Below are 17455 nucleotides of genomic sequence, written 5' to 3'. Positions count from 1 at the left end.
TTCATGCAGCAGTTTTGTGAATAGAGTGTCACCTAACACCGGGGGCTTGCCCCATCTCAAATAACAAGGATACACCCATGAGCAAAGTATTAGTTCTTAAATCCAGTATTCTGGCAGGGTACTCTCAGACTGGTCAGTTGGCTGACTATTTCGTTGATCAGTGGAAAGCGAAACACGCCGCTGATGAAATCACCGTTCGCGATCTGGCTGCTAACCCTATCCCGGTTCTGGATGGCGAACTGGTTGGCGCACTGCGTCCTTCCGATGCACCGCTGACTCCGCGTCAGCAGGAAGCGCTGGCGCTTTCTGACGAATTGATCGCTGAACTGCAAGCGCATGATGTGATTGTCATCAATGCCCCGATGTACAACTTCAACATCCCGACTCAGCTGAAAAACTATTTCGACCTGGTGGCTCGTGCTGGCGTGACCTTCCGTTACACCGAAAAAGGGCCGGAAGGACTGGTCACCGGTAAACGTGTGGTTATCGTTTCCAGCCGTGGCGGTATCCACAAAGATACCCCGAGCGATCTGGTAGCACCGTACCTGAAACTGTTCCTGGGCTTTATCGGTATCACTGACGTGAACTTCGTGTTCGCAGAAGGTATCGCCTACGGTCCGGAAGTTGCCACCAAAGCACAGACCGACGCGAAAGCGGCGATCGACAGCCTGGTCGCAGCCTAAGTATTTACCCTCCTGCGCTCGCAGGAGGGTTCTCAAGCAACAAAGCCGATCGCAACAAGCCATACTCCCCACGTTATTGCCGCCACAACCAGCGTGCGCCGAAGTTGTTTTATCGCCCCCTGCTGGCGTTCAATCAGACTCAAGCCCGTTAACCTTTCCCGCTGCCAGATAAGATTCAGCGCATTCCCTGCCTGGGTATTGTTCTCAGCAGAGAACAGCGTGAAATAGCGCCCATCCAGCCATAATCGCCAGCAGCCAAACCAGACGATGGCGCACAATAACGCCACTGCAACGCGGATAGTACAGGTGAGGCGACAAACACCACCCACGTCATCGGCGGGAAAGTAAAGAGCAGCAGAAACCGCCAACTGCTCAGGGTGCGGAGCAACAGGCTCATCTGTAAATGCTCACCGTCGGTTATGCTGCCCGTTTCGTTTTCCATTTTTTCAGCAACTCTGTGTGTTCCGCAGTAAAAACCACCGCCGGGCGCGCCGCACGGACCACAGCAATCGCCTGGGCTACCGTCAAATCCGGCTCGCGCTGTATTAACCAGGCGGCGGCAACCAGCGCGCTGCGGGAAAGTCCGAGCGCGCAATGAAGCAAAACGCTTTCCTGGGTGGTGCGTAAATATTCCAGCTCGCCGACCGCCCGGCGCAGAACGGCGTCATCTGGATTGACCAGATCCAGCATCGGCACACAGCGATAGGCAACATTATCGACTACCGATGAGCGAGGGAATTCACTGGTCAGATCCAGAACGGCGCGCTGTTCGAACCGCACTCGCGGGTAAGCACCTAAAAACACCCCCTCCGCCAGGGGACTTACTGCCGGTAGGTGGCGAGTGTACAGGCGCATTGAAAGCCACATTCCGGCTCGCCAGGGTAGCAACAGCAGCCATGCCGCCGGTGTTAAACGCCCCTGCTCGTCTTTCTGCAATGCATTGACACCAGCCGCACCATAAGCCAGAGCCACCAGAGCCAACGCCAGCGCAGGCCACCAGAACCAGGTTGTCAGGAACGTACCGACAAGGCACACTAACGCGCCGCAGCAATAGTATCCGGCAAGTTTTCGCCGCTTACCGGTAGCCATTCGCCAGCGCCACTTCCGGTTTGGGGGAACAACCAGTCGATAACCAGCCCCACCGCCAACCCGGTAATCACATCGATAACGTGATGCTGCCAGGTGGTCAAAACCGACGCTGCGATAACCAAAAACCAGCCCGCGCTCAGTTTCTGCCAGAAACCAGACAAATGGTGATGAAAATGCCGCCACAACAGCCAGCATAAAATAATGTGCAGTGACGGCGACTGGTTGTACGGCAAATCGAACTGTTCGAGTTGCCCGAAAAACCAACTTGCCAGACCGGTCATTTCCGGGCGGATAAAGGTAAAGCGCAGCGGAAACAGTAAAAAACCGGCGCAGGCAACAAGGGAAGCCAACACCAGCCGACAGACCAAACGCCGCTGCTCATTCAGTGAAACGCAGATAAACAGCGATAAACCGTAAAGCAGATCCAGACTCCAGTAAGGAATAATCGTCAGCGGTATAAACGGGATCCGGTGCTCCCAGCCAAACACCAGGCTGCCAATGTTTTCTCGCCCGGCGGTAAACTGATTCGCCATGCCATAAGTAAGAAAAAAGAACGGGGCCAGCACCATCAGCCAGCCGATTCCCTGAAGAATCACCGCACGCCGCGTTGTCATGGTTTACGTCGTACCGCCATGGAGACCGTGAAGATGCCCATTTCATCAATCAGTTGCGTGCATTTCTCAAAACCGGCGTCACGGACCAGCGCGTCCATCTCGCCCTGAGTACGTACGCGCATCACCCAGGCTTTGCCATCTTTGTGACTGGTGAGTGACCAGGCGATGGTTTTTAACTGCGGGTGCCAGGGCTGACCGGTGTAGATCAGAATGCCTCCCGGTTCAATTGCTGCAGCCAGACCGGCAAGCGAATCTCGTACCGGCCCGTTTTCCGGGAACAGTTCGTACAAACCGGACACGATCCCCAGCGTCGGACGCGGTTCCAGTGCCGCCAGTTCATTACGATTAAAGGCATCCCCCTGCTCAAATCGCGCACGGCCCGCCATACCGCGAGAGGCGATCATCTCCTGACCTTTCGCCACGTTTAATTCACTGTAATCGCGCAGAAGGATCTCGCTTACCGCCGCTTCGCCTTCCAGGGCATCAAGCACATAGCGTCCATGCCCGGCAGCAATATCCACGACCCGTACCGCGCTGCCCTGCGCTGTTAACCGTGCAACAGCCTGCTGAATCAACATCTGCAGATGGATCTTACGCTGGCGGATCCCCTTCCAGCCCACGCTATTCAGGTAGTTTTTATCAATTAGGCGCCCCAACGCGCTGCTGCCCTGAGGCTGGTTGCGATAATAGATGTAGTCCAGGGTACTGCCGGAATCGAAACCGGTCTCAAATCCCAGACGCACCCCCGTGGACTGCGTGCCCAGGACTTTCATCCCGTAGCGCAAACTGCGGTAAGAGATATCGTCCAGCGAATACGGCGCAGGGCCACCGCTCAGTATGCGCCAGGTATCAGCGCCGGGGCTCCAGCGATCTTCCTGGCTGTAATCAAAACGCTGCACGGGACGGGCATACAAGGTATCAATAAAACTGCGCATCTTATCGAATGCCAGATGCCGCTCTTTTTCACCTAAGGTGTCATGATAAAACCCCGGCAGCACATGCAGCTCTTTCTGCGGATTACGCAGGCTCTGATAAAAATCAATCTGCGGCTGGCGGTGCACAACGTAATCTTCCCCGGAGACCAGCAACTGCACAGGTAGCGTAATGGCGCTGGCATCGCTGACGACTCGCTCAGCCGTTTTGTAGAGATCGAGCAGAATATTCACCGCAATTGGCCGGGTAATCAGCGGATCCTTATTGAAGCTCGCCACCCGCTCGAGATCGTGTGTCAGATGCTTGCCTTTCACATACGAGTTGACGAAGAAAAGGCCGCGCAGGCGATACATCAATCCCAACCCCTGGCGAGCAAACGGCACATACAATTTGACCTTAAACGCCGGTGATGCCAGCACCAGGCCACGAATGTCCGGGGCATAATCATGCGCCCAGGTCGCCGCCAGAATCGCCCCGACGCTTTGCGCCACGACGACCACATCTGTCATCCCGGCCTGGCTATCTGCGGCGGCGAAACGCACAAACTCGTCAACATCCTGCACCGAACGCGCGAGCGACGGACTGTAACCACGCTGACCCGGTGAGCGACCATGACCTCGGGCATCCCAGGCATAAAACGCGGTATCCGGCATCGCCAGCTCATCAACAATGTGTTGCAAACGCCCCGAGTGCTCATGCCCACGATGAAACAGGACCATCACTTTTGGCGTTGAACTGGCTTCTTGTGCTGGCCAGTGGCGATAAAACAGCTCTGTATTATCACTGGTCAGAAACTGCCGTTCGTCGGGTATGCGGGAATTAGTCATGAGGATGATTTCCTTGCGTAGGTTGCAAAAGCGCCGTCAGTCTTTGCTCCAGGTCGTCCATAAACGTTTTCTTCTCCGGATGCGTACTCAGCGCATCGCCAATATTGACATCAATAAACAGCGGCAAAGGGATACGATTACCTTTCGCCATCACACGCTCAGTACCGCGCAACCCAACGGGGATAATGGGCACCTCCGACATGCGCTGACTCAAATGCCACACTCCGGATTTCAATGGCGCAAGTACGCCCGGCTCACCGCGTGTCCCTTCCGGAAACAGGATCAGTGTTTTACCTTCACGCAGCGCCTGTTCACATTGCGCCAACGGATCGGCGTCACCGCCCTTTCTTGAAATCGGAATGATGTTAAGGATATTCAACGCAAACCAGGCCATGCGTTTATCCCGCAGAAAATAATCCGCGGCAGCAACCGGATGAATAGAAGCCTGGTAACGCAGCGTAAAAAGCGAAAGCAAGGCGAAAACATCCATATGGCTGTTGTGATTTGCCACGATTATCGAAGGCCCGTGCTTCGGCAGCCGCTCGCTGTGGCGGACACGCAGACCAAGCCACAGCCAGATGACCGGCCAGACGATACATAGAGTAAACAAGGTACGGAGCAGTCGTGTCATCATAGGTTAGTAGCAGAAATAGCGAACAAAATGGAAGAAGACCGGTGCGGTAAAAATCAGCGAATCCAGCCGATCGAGGATGCCACCATGGCCGGGCAGCAGCGTACCACTGTCTTTGACGCCAATATCACCACGTCGCCGCAAAAGCCAGTAACGCCGATAATAACCCCGGCCAACAGCGCCATCGGCCAGCTTAGGGGAGTCAGCAGCGGCCCCAGGACTGTTGCCGCCAGCGCCGTCGTTGCCACCCCACCCAGCAATCCCGCCAGGGTTTTGTTTGGGCTGACCTTCGGTATGACTTTGATACGACCGAGCGACTTGCCCCACAGGTATTGCGCGATGTCGTTAAATTCGGTCAGGCCGACCAAAAACAGCACCAACAGCGCGCCGGTTTGCATTCCATTCGCCGGTAACACCAGTAAAAAAGCGACATGGCTGAAGGCAAACACGGTGGTCATCAGACTCCAGTGCAGCTGGGAAGCGGTACGTAAAAAGCCCTGTGTATCCCCGGCAATCACCATTCGCGCCGGTAAAAAAAGGAACACGTAGACCGGGATAAACACCACAAACATGCCGTACCAGCCGATACCTATCAGCCAGTAGTTAAGGGGAATAGCAATAAACATCCATAACAGCGGCATGCGGTCGGACTGGCGGGAAGGCACCAGCGTCAAAAACTCTTTTAACGCCATAAAGCTGACCAGCGCGAAGAACGTCAGTGCCAGCCAGTTCGGGCTGAGTAATGCGAGGGAAAACAGGACAATGATCACCCACCAGGTGCGAATACGTAACGTCAGCTCGCGCCAGTCTTTACCCGAACGCAGCCACACCAGCAACCCGTTGATCACGGTGGCAATCAGCAGCAGGGCAAAAATGGCGGCCAGAGATTTTTCAAGTAGCGTCATTTCACTCCCTCTTCACGCAATGCACTGCGACAGCGATTAAAAACCGTCCATAACAACAACAGTGTTGCGACACCCCATACGACATTATTCCAGGCGAGAAGCTGCGGCCAGACCGACAGCGCCAGTCCCCATGCGCCAAACACCAGCGCCCTGTCGCTTTTGCCCAGCGGACCGGCATAGCTGCGCACGCCGTTAATCGTTTGTGCCAGCACGCCGCAAAACTCGGTCATCAGTGCACAAAACACCATGATCAACACCAGCGGTACACTGCTTTGCGCAAGCAGCATAAAGGGCAGATAAAGCGCGATGTCGGAAATCACATCGCCTGTCTCATTGAGAATGGCCCCAAGACGCGATGTCTGGTTGCATTCACGCGCCAGCATACCGTCCAGCGCGTTGAGCGCCATCCGTACAAACAACACCACGGGCAGAAGGACGAATAATCCGGGCTGAGGATGAATGATGAGCGCCGCGCCCGTGATAAGGGAAAGCACCATCGCGGACAGCGTAACGTGATTAGCGGTGACGCCGCGTCTGTTCAGCCAGAACATCAGCGGTCTTAACAGCGCCTGAAACGCGGGCTTTATCTGGTAAAGCGTCATCATCACTCCTTGATAAGAATATATGGCGGGTTTGAGCCTGGCTTTTTATTTCCCGGCACAGGAACACATTACTGATTCTGTTTCTCCAGCAGCGTTTCCACTTCTTTATCCGCTTTAATATTGATGTCGTGCTCGATCTTCACGTTCATGTTAATGGTGATTGGCTCTTTCGGCGCAGCCACTTCAATTCGCGGCGTACAGGCAGCCAGCAGCATCGTCATCATTATTACTGGCAGGATTTTCATCGTTTATCCTCACACTCTTTTCCGTTCGTACAGAAAACCGCGGGCAGTGTTGCATTTTGTTGTAGCAGAGACTGCAGATTGTCGCCGAAACGCAGACTGCGCCACAGCTCAAAGACATTTTCTTCATGGGTATAGTTGAGGTTCACCGTATTACTCTTTCCTTCCACAAAACTGGTGCCTTTAATGGTCGCCTGCATTTTCAACAGGCCCTGACGATCCAGATTGAGTTTCGTCCATGAGCGTGAAATTTCCATATAGCGCAGCCAGTTAATCGCCGCGCCGGCCGCGATATTATCTTTCACCAGGGCGTCGGCGGTGTCTTTATCCACGCGTAAGGTCATGGGACCGGGGTTATGCAACCAGCCGTCTTTGATAATCCATGTGCCGTTGTTATCCAGCCACAGCGGCAGCGCGCCGTCAAAAGGACCGGACATCGCGAACTGTTTAGAGTTGATGGCGCTGATTAACTCGCTCGACGAGATATTACGCAAGCGTAGCAACGCCGGATCGCGCTGAGGCAAGCGCAACTGGCTCATCGTCACTTTGCCACCCAGCACATCAATACTGACATCACTCAGCTGTAAGGGGTTTTCTTCGCTCCAGGGATAATTGCCCTGCAAATCGGCGGCAATATTCCGTGCGGTCACCTGGTTCACCACTTCACCAATGCGCAGCGATACCGGCCTGCGTGTCCCCAACTGCCAGTTGCCTTCGCGATAACGGAAAGGCAGGACGAAATCGACGCCGGAGATTTGGTTATCCGGCATCCATGCGCTGCCGCCACGCAGCACGCCGTGCCCGCCCGCCTCAAAACCCTGCCCGGCGGCAGCGGAGAAGGCCACCTGGGCATACAGCGAACCGTCCAGTAAATTCATCTTCCAGTCTGGCGGCACCAGCGGCTGGAACACTTTCAGCGACTGGCGTGGCCACCAGGCCTGGCCGCGCAGACGTTCGCCGTCCCAGCGCCCGTTGACCTGTATTGGGCCAATTTTTTCCGCACGCAAATCCCCTTTAAACTGGAAGACGGTCGGCTCGCTGCCTTCAACGCTAAACGTTAATGTTGAAGGCGGCAGAGCACTCCCGCCGGAGAAGGTGGTTTTTCCCGCATCCAGGGTTAACCCGCCGCTGAAAAACGGGTGGTCCGCATCGCGCAGCCAGCGGACGGGTTCATTAAGTACCAGCCGTGGCGCGCTGACGTGCATCGTGCCGTACTGCAACTGATCGAAACCGGTAGACAAATCGCTCAGTAAAATCGTTTGATCACGCCATTCGCCCCGCCCGTTGACATCCCAGCGGGCATTCATGGGGGTAAAATTACCGGTTCCCCAGTAACGCCACTGCCAAAGGCCATCATCAGGCAAAAAGTCGCGCGCCTGGCCGTCAAGGTGTAAAACGAAATCCCCCATCGCGTTCTCGTGGACACGCAGAATGGCCTGCAGACGTCCGTCCACGCCTTTTTGGGTCACTTTTACGCCCGCCAGAGGCCAGCGCACATCATCAATATTGAGCGCATCGATTACCCGCCCGCTCGAACGCAGCAGCGCACCCGGCGTAAACGCCAGCTTAGGATCGCTGAACCCGCCGGTCAGATGCGCAGGTAGCACCGCGTAGAAAATCATCTCGCCCTGTTTGGCTTCACCGGTCAGTTGCAGCGGCATATCGCTGGCCACCATATTGAGGCGCCCAGGCCCAATGGTGAGTACCGCGTTGCCTTTACCAGCATCACCTTGTGTCAGAACATTCAAGCGTCCACTGATTTGCGCATTTTGCAGGCCGTCCTGCCAGTCGTCGATGCGCAATCCCACGCGCCCGCTTAACGGGACGCCCTGATAAGGCCAGTTCCAGCGGCCATCGCTGATGGTCAATCTCTCCCGCGTCGCCTGCCAGGGCAGATCCAAAATCGGTTCCGGATTATCGCGCGCGGTGATAATCAGTTGCCCTTCATTGTTGCGCCAGTCCAGATCGGCATCGACCAGCGATGGTTCCATCGGCAGCGTGAGCGTGGTCTGGGCGTGACCATTCACCGGGATGCCGTTGGGTACTTTGGGCAGGACAAACTCGCCACCAAGCGTGACGGGCGGCTCACCGTCAATCAGACTTAATTGCATTTGCGCAAGCGTTAGCACCTGTCCGCGCAGGCGGGCCTTAACGCTCACCCTGTCGCCATCGTAGTGAAGATCCTGATTCTCTTTGGAGAGCGCCAGCGAGATTTTCCCCTGCCACTCCTGCCACGGGGAGACGGTGAAGCGCTCAATGTTCACCCACGTTTTCGGCAGCATGGATTGCCACTCCGCCAGCGTGGTTGGCGCACCAGGGGCGGCTTCCGTTTCAGGAAGTTTGTTCAGGCAGGTGGTATTGATGTCCAGCGAACCGATATCCAGTTTCCAGCGGCTGGGATGCGTCAGTTGCGCATTCTTGACTAGCGCCAGCGAACAATCGTCAATCAGATAGCGCAAATCCGGGATCTGCAATGAGTGACGGGTAAAATGTGGACTTTCTTCCATCGAGATACGCGTGCCAACGGGCAACCAGATGCCCGCAAGCGTTGGCACCCAATACGCGAGCGTAAGCAGCAGCGTTAGCGGCAGCAGAATAAAAAGCAGTAGTAATGCGATTGCGGCTTTGTATTTACCCTTCATGGGCAGTTAATATCCTGATTTTGCATATAATTAAGCCGATTCTGGCCGTTATTGTGGCATGTTTAGCCTGACAGGTGAAGTCGTTGCCCGTTTTAAGCTTAGATGTTTTAAACTGTTTTATATGTCTCTGTTTATCAATTAATTTTCAATATTTACACAATTATTTGAATCATGCTAATGTGGTGACAAATCTAATGGAGAAAGTCTTATGAAACTCGCGGTATACAGCACAAAGCAATACGATAAAAAGTATTTGCAGCACGTAAACAAGCAGTTTGGCTACGAGCTTGAATTTTTTGACTTTCTGCTCACCGAAAAAACGGCGAAAACTGCCAACGGCTGTGAAGGCGTCTGTATTTTCGTTAACGACGACGGCAGCCGTTCGGTACTGGAAGAGCTGAAAAAGCATGGCGTAAAATTCATCGCGCTGCGCTGTGCCGGGTTCAATAACGTCGATCTCGATGCGGCACAAGAGCTGGGTTTACACGTCGTGCGCGTACCCGCTTATTCACCGGAAGCCGTGGCGGAACACGCTATCGGGATGATGATGGCATTAAACCGCCGCATTCACCGTGCCTATCAACGTACCCGTGACGCTAACTTCTCACTCGAAGGGCTGACCGGTTTCACCATGTACGGCAAAACAGCGGGCGTAATCGGCACCGGGAAAATTGGCGTTGCCGCCCTGCGCATTCTGAAAGGTTTCGGTATGCGTCTGCTGGCGTTTGATCCGTATCCAAGTGCAGCCGCGCTTGATTTAGGCGTGGAATATGTCGATCTCATCACCCTCTTTTCCGAGTCTGACGTTATCTCCCTGCACTGCCCGCTGACGCCGGAAAACTATCACCTGCTTAATCATGCCGCATTCGGTCAGATGAAAGACGGCGTCATGATCATTAACACCAGTCGTGGTGGCCTGATTGATTCGCAAGCGGCGATCGAAGCGCTGAAAAACCAGAAAATCGGCGCGCTGGGGATGGACGTGTACGAAAACGAACGCGATCTCTTCTTTGAAGACAAATCTAACGACGTGATTCAGGACGACATTTTCCGCCGCCTGTCAGCCTGCCATAACGTGCTGTTCACCGGACATCAGGCATTCCTCACAGCAGAAGCGTTGATCAGCATTTCAGAAACCACGCTCAACAACCTGCGTCAGCTCGAAAACGGCGAAACCTGCCCGAACGCGCTGGTATAAGCGCTGCGGTTCCCCTCGCATGAGGGGAACCCTTTAAGACAATTACTGACAACAATCGATCCCGCCTGTCTGTTACAATTCTGCCAGTATGTTGATTTTCTTTGAGGACAAAATGAAAAGGATTATTACCCTGTTGGCCTTTGGCGCGCTGCTTTCCGGCTGTGTTAGTCATGGCGTGAGCAAAAATTCGGTGAATGATGCTCAGCTAGCCCAGCACCGCTTTGTGCTGGACACCGTAAACGGGCAAACCGTCGAAAAAGGCGAACATCCGGCAGAAATTCGTTTTGACAATAATATGACCGTTTCCGGCAGCATGTGTAACCGCTTTACCGGGCAGGGGAAATTATCCGAAGGTACGCTGACGGTGAAAAAGATGGCGATGACACGCATGATGTGTGTTGATGCCCAGCGTAACGAGCTGGACAATACCATCGGCAAGATGCTCAGCCAAGGGGCACAGGTTGACCTGACCGATGGCCAGCTTACGCTAACGACCGCAGATCTAACGCTGATTTACGCCCAGGCGGATCAGGCTCAGTAAGCGCCGCAGCTTCCGGCGGCAAGCGACTGTTCGCTACAACGTTTGCCGTTAGGCAGAGCACACATCCCGATAGCCGATCCATCCAACTGGCGTGCGACGGACAATGACCCACCGATCATCGCACAATTCGCTTCACCGCTGCTCGACATCGACGCGCGTAATCCCGGAGCCACATGCGCAGCCGTTGCCTGCTGAACAGGTTCGCTGCTGCACGCAGAAAGCAATAACGCGGCACACCCTACCCAAAACGCTGAACGCATTTCTCATCCCCCAATGATTTAGCAAAACCTAAGCATCATAGGCAGCACAGCGCGGTACGTCGAGAGCATAACTGCACCTTTATGCGTTCTGGCAACATTTTGATGCGATTTTTTGCGCAAGCGCAAAATGGTAAATGGCAATTCATTGATTAGCGTTATGCCTGAGGACACAAAAGCGAAAATTCCTTACCCGTCGTTTTGCTAAAATAGAGGGATAATTACAGGACTCATCGCTGTTATCTGAGTCCCTTTTATTGAGCAATGTAAGGGTGTCATATGATCACTATTGACGGTAATGGTGCGGTCGCTTCGGTGGCGTTCCGTACCAGTGAAGTTATCGCCATCTATCCGATTACCCCGAGTTCTACCATGGCTGAACAGGCTGATGCCTGGGCCGGGAATGGGCTGAAAAACGTTTGGGGTGATACGCCGCGCGTCGTGGAGATGCAATCGGAAGCCGGGGCCATTGCCGCGGTACACGGTGCATTGCAGACGGGCGCCCTCTCCACGTCCTTTACCTCGTCGCAGGGTCTGTTACTGATGATCCCGACGCTGTATAAACTGGCCGGTCAGCTCACACCGTTCGTACTGCACGTGGCAGCCCGTACGGTCGCTACCCATGCGCTTTCCATTTTCGGCGATCATTCCGATGTCATGGCCGTGCGTCAAACCGGTTGCGCGATGTTGTGCGCGGGCGGTGTTCAGGAAGCGCAGGACTTTGCGCTGATTTCACACATCGCCACGCTGAAAAGCCGCGTGCCGTTTATTCATTTCTTCGACGGCTTCCGTACCTCGCACGAAATCAACAAAATCATGTCGATCTCTGATGATACGATCCGTGCCCTGTTGCCGCAGGACGAAATCGATGCCCACCGTGCGCGTGCACTTAACCCGGAACATCCGGTGATTCGCGGGACGTCGGCCAACCCGGACACCTATTTCCAGTCACGCGAAGCGACGAACCCATGGTACAACGCCGTTTACGACCACGTTGAGCAGGCGATGGATGATTTCGCCGCCGCCACCGGACGTCAGTACAAACCGTTTGAGTATTACGGTCATCCGCAGGCCGATCGGGTCATTGTCCTGATGGGCTCGGCGATGGGCACCTGTGAAGAAGTCGTCGACGAACTGCTCACTCGTGGAGAGAAAGTCGGCGTACTGAAAGTGCGTCTGTTCCGCCCATTTAGCGCGAAACACCTGCTTTCCGTTTTACCTGAGTCGGTAAAAACCATTGCCGTGCTCGATCGAACCAAAGAACCCGGCGCACTGGCTGAACCGCTGTATCTGGATGTAATGACCGCGCTCGCGGAAGCCTTTAACAGCGGTGAGCGTGAAACGCTGCCGCGTGTGATCGGCGGGCGCTATGGCCTGTCATCCAAAGAGTTTGGCCCGGATTGCGTCCTGGCGGTATTCAATGAGCTGCGCGCCAGCAAACCGAAATCTCGCTTTACCGTCGGTATCTACGACGATGTAACCAATCTGTCGCTGCCGTTACCGGAAAATATCCTGCCCTCAAAATCCAAACTGGAAGCGCTGTTTTACGGTCTTGGCAGTGACGGTAGCGTCTCGGCGACCAAGAACAACATCAAGATTATCGGTAATTCAACGCCATGGTATTCACAGGGCTACTTTGTCTACGACTCCAAAAAAGCAGGCGGCCTGACGGTTTCGCACCTGCGCGTCAGTGAACATCCGATTCACTCGGCCTATCTGGTGTCGCAAGCGGATTTCGTCGGCTGCCATCAGTTGCAATTTATCGATAAATATCAGATGGCAGAGCGTCTGAAACCGGGCGGCATTTTCCTGCTCAACACCCCGTACAGCGCCGACGAAGTATGGGATCGGCTGCCGCAAGAAGTGCAGGCGGTCCTGAATCAGAAGCAGGCCCATTTCTATGTGATCAATGCGGCTAAAATTGCCCGTGAATGCGGTCTTGCCGCGCGCATCAACACCGTTATGCAGATGGCCTTTTTCCACCTGACGAAAATTCTGCCGGGCGATAGCGCGCTGGTTGAGTTGCAGGGGGCGATTGCCAAAAGCTACAGCAGCAAAGGCCAGGAACTGGTCGAGCGTAACTGGCAGGCGCTGGCGATGGCGCGTGAATCACTGTTCAACGTACCGCTGCAGGCGGTTAATCCGGCAAGTTCACCTCGCCCGCCGGTGGTCTCCGATGCCGCGCCGGACTTCGTCAAAACGGTGACTGCGGCCATGCTGGCAGGTTTGGGTGATGCCCTGCCCGTTTCCGCACTACCGCCGGACGGTACCTGGCCGATGGGAACAACGCGCTGGGAGAAACGTAACATCGCCGAAGAGATCCCTATCTGGAAAGAAGATCTCTGTACGCAGTGTAACCACTGCGTCGCGGCCTGTCCGCATTCTGCCATTCGTGCCAAAGTCGTCTTACCAGAGGCGATGGAACTCGCGCCAGAAAGTCTGCATTCGCTGGACGTAAAATCCCGCGATATGCGCGGTCAAAAATACGTGTTGCAGGTCGCACCAGAGGATTGCACCGGCTGTAATCTCTGCGTGGAAGTCTGCCCGGCGAAAGACCGTCAGAATCCGGAAATCAAAGCCATCAATATGATGTCACGTCTGGAACACGTGGGAGAAGAGAAAGTCAATTTCGACTTCTTCATCAATCTGCCAGAAATCGACCGAAGCAAACTGGAACGTATCGATATTCGTACCTCGCAGCTTATCAGTCCGCTGTTTGAATATTCCGGTGCCTGTTCCGGCTGTGGCGAAACGCCATACATCAAGCTGCTGACCCAACTTTATGGCGATCGCATGCTCATTGCCAACGCCACCGGCTGTTCGTCGATTTATGGCGGTAACTTACCGTCCACGCCGTATACCACCGACGCGGCAGGTCGCGGCCCGGCATGGGCGAACTCCCTGTTCGAGGATAACGCCGAGTTTGGGCTGGGCTTCCGCCTGACGGTTGACCAGCACCGCAAACGCGTGATGCGCCTGCTGACGCAATTTGCTGACCGTATTCCGGACGAACTTAATGAACTACTGCTGGCCGAGGCAACGCCAGAGGTTCGTCGTGAGCAGGTTGCTGCGCTGCGCCTGGCGCTGGCCGGTGTTGATGAAGCCAAAGAGCTGTTAACCGATGCCGATGCGCTGGTCGAGAAATCCATCTGGCTGATTGGCGGTGATGGCTGGGCGTACGACATTGGCTTTGGCGGCCTCGACCATGTGCTGAGTCTGACCGAGAACGTCAACATCCTGGTGCTGGATACCCAGTGTTATTCCAACACCGGCGGCCAGGCGTCGAAAGCGACCCCGCTCGGCGCGGTCACCAAGTTTGGTGAGCATGGTAAGCGTAAAGCGCGTAAAGATCTCGGCGTCAGCATGATGATGTACGGCCATGTGTACGTGGCGCAGATTTCACTGGGCGCGCAGCTCAACCAGACGGTGAAAGCGATTCAGGAAGCCGAGGCCTATCCTGGGCCGTCGTTGATCATCGCCTACAGCCCATGTGAAGAGCATGGCTATGACCTCGCATTGAGTCACGATCAGATGCGCCAGCTCACGGCAACCGGCTTCTGGCCGCTTTACCGCTTCGACCCACGTCGTGCGGATGAAGGCAAATTGCCGCTGGCACTGGACTCCCGTCCACCGTCAGATGCGCTGGCCGAAACGCTGCTTAATGAGCAACGCTTCCGTCGTCTTAACGCCCAGCAGCCGGATGTGGCAGAACAGCTTTGGAAAGATGCCGCCGCCGATTTGCAAAAACGCTACGACTTCCTCGCCCAGATGGCAGGCAAAGCGGAAAAAAAACCGACGGAATAATGAGATAAGTTGAACAAAAAGCCTGCAATCTTGCAGGCTTTTTGTTTCTGCGCGTCTTGCAACAGACAGTATATCTGGTGGATGATAAACCTTCCTCGCGTCGAGCTGTAAAGGACATTCATTATGCGACATCATCCCGTAAAATCATCCCGCATTTCGTCCATTGGCTATGATGAACGCACCAACACGCTGGAAGTTCGCTTTCACGATAAAAGCACCTGGCAATACCGCGGCGTGCCGGAAAGAATTTTCACGGTGTTTCTGACGGTTGTGTCGAAAGGCCGCTATTATGATGGCGTGGTAAAAGGTAAATTCCCGGAAAAGAAAGTGGCCTGACGGACGCGTGTTATCTCACACTAATCGCAAAAATAGTTGCATATTCTCTGAAAATCCTGCCAAAACAGACACCGCTGATATAAAACTGTCAAATAACTGCGTAATACTCATGTTCAGACCCGAACATCTGTCTGACTACCCTTTAGTAATTGAGAACGATTGAATGAAATTAAGCAAAACCCGCCGCGCGATGCAGATTCACTGGAGCCTGCAGCGTCAACGCGAAAACCAATGGAAGAAGTTCAGCCTGGTGCTGACTAACCGTAGATCCTGATTTATCGTCCGCCGTTATGCTCCTGCTGTGTAACGGCAAAGCCCCTTCCCCTCTCACTTATCGCCAAATGTCGCTCTGAGCGCATCAATAAAACATTTTACCTTCACAGTCTGTTTTCTTGCCGTGGGGACCAGCACGTGCATAGGGCGCGATGCCCCCTCGTACGCAGGCAATACGCGGACCAGATTGCCGTTTTTAATCTCCTGGTTCAGCACGTCTTCCGGGCCAAGCGTCACGCCATACCCTTCAACGGCCGCCTGCATCAACGCCTTCCAGTCATTGGAGCGGAAACGCCCCTCGGGCCTGACCTCTTCTTTTTTGCCGTCTTTGTAGAAAATCCAGCGGCACGGCATGGACGTTGACCAGTAGCCATAAACCAGACACGCATGCTGATGCAGTTCCGACGGCGTTTCCGGTAAACCATGTTGGGCAATATACGCAGGCGATGCACAGGCTATTAGTCGATATGGCGCCAGCGGCCACGCCACCATCGAACTGTCTGCCAGCTCGCCGATACGGATGATCACTTCAAAATCCTCTTCGATCGGATCGATGATGCGATCGCTTAACGTCAGCTCAACCTGCACTTCCGGATACATTCCCAGATAGCGCGTAATAAATGGCGAGAGTGCATGTGAACCAAACGTCACAGGGGCATTGACGCGGATAATACCGGAGGGAGTGGCTCGCATGGCAGTGACGATCGCGTCCGCCTCATCCACCTCCGCCAGCGCGATTTTACAGCGTTCGTAATAGCTGCGGCCAATGTCCGTCAGATTTTGTCGGCGCGTCGTGCGATTGATTAACGCCGCGCCAAGCCTGGACTCAAGCGCGGCAATATGCTTAGCCACCATCTGCGGAGACAGGCCCAGCGCCTCCGCGACGGCAGCAAACGAGCCCATCTCTGCCGCCTTAACGAACACTTTCATGCCAGTCAGCTTATCCACCCATTAACCCCTTACAGTTGTTTATCTCTCCCCTGCTATGCGATTTATCTTCTTACAAGAGCGAATTAAAGTGAACTCACATTGTGACCCGTGAGGAAAGAAAATGAAGATAGGTATCATTGGTGCAGGATTTGTAGGACGTGCGATCGCGAAGCTGGCGATCCAGGCAGGCCATGAGGTTATGCTCAGTAATTCACGAAATCCACAGACGCTTTTCAGTCTCAAACCCATGATTGGCTGCGAAATTGGTACCGCAACAGACGCCGCGCAGTTTGGGGAAATTGTTGTTATTGCCGTGCCGCTTACGGCTATTGATGCGCTGCCGGCTGAGTTAATCAAGGGAAAACAGGTGCTTGATGCCGTTAACTATTATCCTGACCGCGACGGTGTTGTCGATGTTCTGGAGTCAGGCCAGACGACAACCAGCGAACGGGTGGCCCAATACCTGCCTGGCGCCATCATCACCAAGGCGTTTAATGCCATTCCGATGACACAGCTTGAAAGCGACGGATTGCCGGCCGGAACAGCAAACCGACGCGCACTACCGCTCGCCGGTGACAATGAACAAGGCAAGCGCATTGCGGGCGAACTGTATGAGGCATTTGGTTTTGACGTTGTCGATGCGGGAGCCCTTTCCGAAGGCTGGCGCTTTGAGCGAGGCACGCCCGCTTATTGCGTGCGAATGAGCAAAAGCGAACTTATCGCCACACTGGCGACAACAGCACGACAGTAAACAATAAACAGTAAAAGATCACCTTCTTAGAAGGCGGTTTTTTAGAATGCCCCCTGCAAGGGGGGCTGTTGTCACCTTTCGCTTACCTTTATCTCGCAGAGAATGTAAATTGTCCTGTTATGAACCGCCCCGGTTTTCCTGGAGAGTATTTTAGTTGGGAACTCAGGCTGCCAGATCCTTATTCCCGATGGAAGCAT

General features: G+C 54.5%; 14 protein-coding genes and 2 pseudogenes. 6 read left to right on the top strand and 10 right to left on the bottom strand.

All coding sequences use genetic code 11. The annotated features are described in order from the left end of the window. The first annotated feature begins 77 nt into the window (after positions 1 to 77). Positions 78 to 683, top strand: a complete 606-nt coding sequence (azoR, locus tag ACSZPU_RS10295) for an FMN-dependent NADH-azoreductase (RefSeq protein WP_498998232.1) — start codon at positions 78 to 80, stop codon at positions 681 to 683. Positions 684 to 715: 32 nt separating this feature from the next. On the opposite strand, the gene ACSZPU_RS10290 is transcribed toward azoR, so the two are convergent. From ACSZPU_RS10290 to ACSZPU_RS10255, 8 genes and pseudogenes are all read right to left on the bottom strand, one after another. Then, a complete protein-coding gene (locus ACSZPU_RS10290; protein WP_498998230.1) occupies positions 716 to 1051 on the bottom strand; it encodes a hypothetical protein in 336 nt (111 codons plus the stop codon). A 49-nt stretch (positions 1052 to 1100) separates the two neighbouring features. Next, positions 1101 to 2386, bottom strand: a pseudogene (locus tag ACSZPU_RS10285) (phosphatase PAP2/dual specificity phosphatase family protein). Next, on the bottom strand, positions 2383 to 4146 hold the full coding sequence (locus ACSZPU_RS10280; protein ID WP_498998227.1) for a bifunctional alpha/beta hydrolase/class I SAM-dependent methyltransferase: 1764 nt from the start codon (positions 4144 to 4146) through the stop codon (positions 2383 to 2385). The pseudogene ACSZPU_RS10285 and the gene ACSZPU_RS10280 overlap by 4 nt, the downstream one beginning before the upstream one ends. Then, positions 4139 to 4777: a lysophospholipid acyltransferase family protein gene (locus ACSZPU_RS10275; protein WP_498998246.1), complete on the bottom strand. Its 639-nt coding sequence runs from the start codon at positions 4775 to 4777 to the stop codon at positions 4139 to 4141. The genes ACSZPU_RS10280 and ACSZPU_RS10275 overlap by 8 nt, the downstream gene beginning before the upstream one ends. Positions 4778 to 4783: 6 nt before the next feature. Continuing rightward, positions 4784 to 5682, bottom strand: a pseudogene (locus ACSZPU_RS10270) (phosphatidate cytidylyltransferase). Then, positions 5679 to 6284, bottom strand: coding sequence for a CDP-alcohol phosphatidyltransferase family protein (locus ACSZPU_RS10265; RefSeq protein WP_498998244.1), 606 nt, complete (start codon positions 6282 to 6284; stop codon positions 5679 to 5681). Before ACSZPU_RS10265 ends, ACSZPU_RS10270 begins: the two are co-directional and overlap by 4 nt. 68 nt (positions 6285 to 6352) lie before the next feature. Beyond that, complete coding sequence (locus ACSZPU_RS10260) at positions 6353 to 6529, bottom strand: YnbE family lipoprotein (RefSeq protein WP_498998225.1); 177 nt, start codon at positions 6527 to 6529, stop codon at positions 6353 to 6355. After that, the gene (locus tag ACSZPU_RS10255) at positions 6526 to 9168 is read right to left on the bottom strand and encodes a YdbH family protein (protein ID WP_498998224.1); all 2643 of its coding nucleotides are present in this window, start codon (positions 9166 to 9168) and stop codon (positions 6526 to 6528) included. Before ACSZPU_RS10255 ends, ACSZPU_RS10260 begins: the two co-directional genes overlap by 4 nt. A gap of 208 nt (positions 9169 to 9376) precedes the next feature. On the opposite strand from ACSZPU_RS10255, the gene ACSZPU_RS10250 reads away from it, so the two are divergent. Then, entirely contained in the window at positions 9377 to 10366 is a 990-nt protein-coding gene (locus tag ACSZPU_RS10250) for a 2-hydroxyacid dehydrogenase (protein ID WP_498998222.1), read from the top strand. Between the two features lie 112 nt (positions 10367 to 10478). Beyond that, positions 10479 to 10907 (top strand): heat shock protein HslJ, encoded by a 429-nt coding sequence (hslJ, locus tag ACSZPU_RS10245; RefSeq protein ID WP_498998220.1) that lies wholly within the window; start codon positions 10479 to 10481, stop codon positions 10905 to 10907. On the opposite strand, the gene ACSZPU_RS10240 is transcribed toward hslJ, so the two are convergent. Further along, positions 10901 to 11167 (bottom strand): putative hemolysin, encoded by a 267-nt coding sequence (locus ACSZPU_RS10240; protein ID WP_498998218.1) that lies wholly within the window; start codon positions 11165 to 11167, stop codon positions 10901 to 10903. The two genes, hslJ and ACSZPU_RS10240, sit on opposite strands and share 7 nt — an antisense overlap. A gap of 276 nt (positions 11168 to 11443) precedes the next feature. Here ACSZPU_RS10240 and nifJ point away from each other — a divergent pair, with 276 nt between their 5' ends. Further along, complete coding sequence (gene nifJ / locus ACSZPU_RS10235) at positions 11444 to 14968, top strand: pyruvate:ferredoxin (flavodoxin) oxidoreductase (protein ID WP_498998216.1); 3525 nt, start codon at positions 11444 to 11446, stop codon at positions 14966 to 14968. Positions 14969 to 15091: 123 nt separating this feature from the next. Next, positions 15092 to 15304, top strand: a complete 213-nt coding sequence (locus ACSZPU_RS10230) for a KTSC domain-containing protein (RefSeq protein ID WP_498998213.1) — start codon at positions 15092 to 15094, stop codon at positions 15302 to 15304. 327 nt (positions 15305 to 15631) lie between these two features. Here ACSZPU_RS10230 and ACSZPU_RS10225 read toward each other — a convergent pair whose 3' ends face one another. Then, positions 15632 to 16525, bottom strand: coding sequence for a LysR family transcriptional regulator (locus ACSZPU_RS10225; RefSeq protein WP_498998211.1), 894 nt, complete (start codon positions 16523 to 16525; stop codon positions 15632 to 15634). A gap of 103 nt (positions 16526 to 16628) precedes the next feature. On the opposite strand from ACSZPU_RS10225, the gene ACSZPU_RS10220 reads away from it, so the two are divergent. Next, complete coding sequence (locus ACSZPU_RS10220) at positions 16629 to 17258, top strand: NADPH-dependent F420 reductase (protein WP_498998209.1); 630 nt, start codon at positions 16629 to 16631, stop codon at positions 17256 to 17258. Positions 17259 to 17455: the final 197 nt, after the last annotated feature.

Origin of the sequence: Phytobacter sp. V69, from assembly GCF_965644215.1 — a bacterium.
Taxonomy (GTDB): domain Bacteria; phylum Pseudomonadota; class Gammaproteobacteria; order Enterobacterales; family Enterobacteriaceae; genus Phytobacter.
This window is presented reverse-complemented; position numbering and strand designations above follow the sequence as displayed.

Excerpts from the sequence above, each read along its gene's own strand:
- azoR (WP_498998232.1), top strand. The coding sequence starts at position 78 with ATGAGCAAAGTATTAGTTCTTAAATCCAGTATTCTGGCAGGGTACTCT.
- ACSZPU_RS10280 (WP_498998227.1), bottom strand. The coding sequence starts at position 4,146 with ATGACTAATTCCCGCATACCCGACGAACGGCAGTTTCTGACCAGTGAT.
- ACSZPU_RS10275 (WP_498998246.1), bottom strand. The coding sequence starts at position 4,777 with ATGACACGACTGCTCCGTACCTTGTTTACTCTATGTATCGTCTGGCCG.
- ACSZPU_RS10265 (WP_498998244.1), bottom strand. The coding sequence starts at position 6,284 with ATGACGCTTTACCAGATAAAGCCCGCGTTTCAGGCGCTGTTAAGACCG.
- ACSZPU_RS10260 (WP_498998225.1), bottom strand. The coding sequence starts at position 6,529 with ATGAAAATCCTGCCAGTAATAATGATGACGATGCTGCTGGCTGCCTGT.
- ACSZPU_RS10255 (WP_498998224.1), bottom strand. The coding sequence starts at position 9,168 with ATGAAGGGTAAATACAAAGCCGCAATCGCATTACTACTGCTTTTTATT.
- ACSZPU_RS10250 (WP_498998222.1), top strand. The coding sequence starts at position 9,377 with ATGAAACTCGCGGTATACAGCACAAAGCAATACGATAAAAAGTATTTG.
- hslJ (WP_498998220.1), top strand. The coding sequence starts at position 10,479 with ATGAAAAGGATTATTACCCTGTTGGCCTTTGGCGCGCTGCTTTCCGGC.
- ACSZPU_RS10240 (WP_498998218.1), bottom strand. The coding sequence starts at position 11,167 with ATGCGTTCAGCGTTTTGGGTAGGGTGTGCCGCGTTATTGCTTTCTGCG.
- nifJ (WP_498998216.1), top strand. The coding sequence starts at position 11,444 with ATGATCACTATTGACGGTAATGGTGCGGTCGCTTCGGTGGCGTTCCGT.
- ACSZPU_RS10230 (WP_498998213.1), top strand. The coding sequence starts at position 15,092 with ATGCGACATCATCCCGTAAAATCATCCCGCATTTCGTCCATTGGCTAT.
- ACSZPU_RS10220 (WP_498998209.1), top strand. The coding sequence starts at position 16,629 with ATGAAGATAGGTATCATTGGTGCAGGATTTGTAGGACGTGCGATCGCG.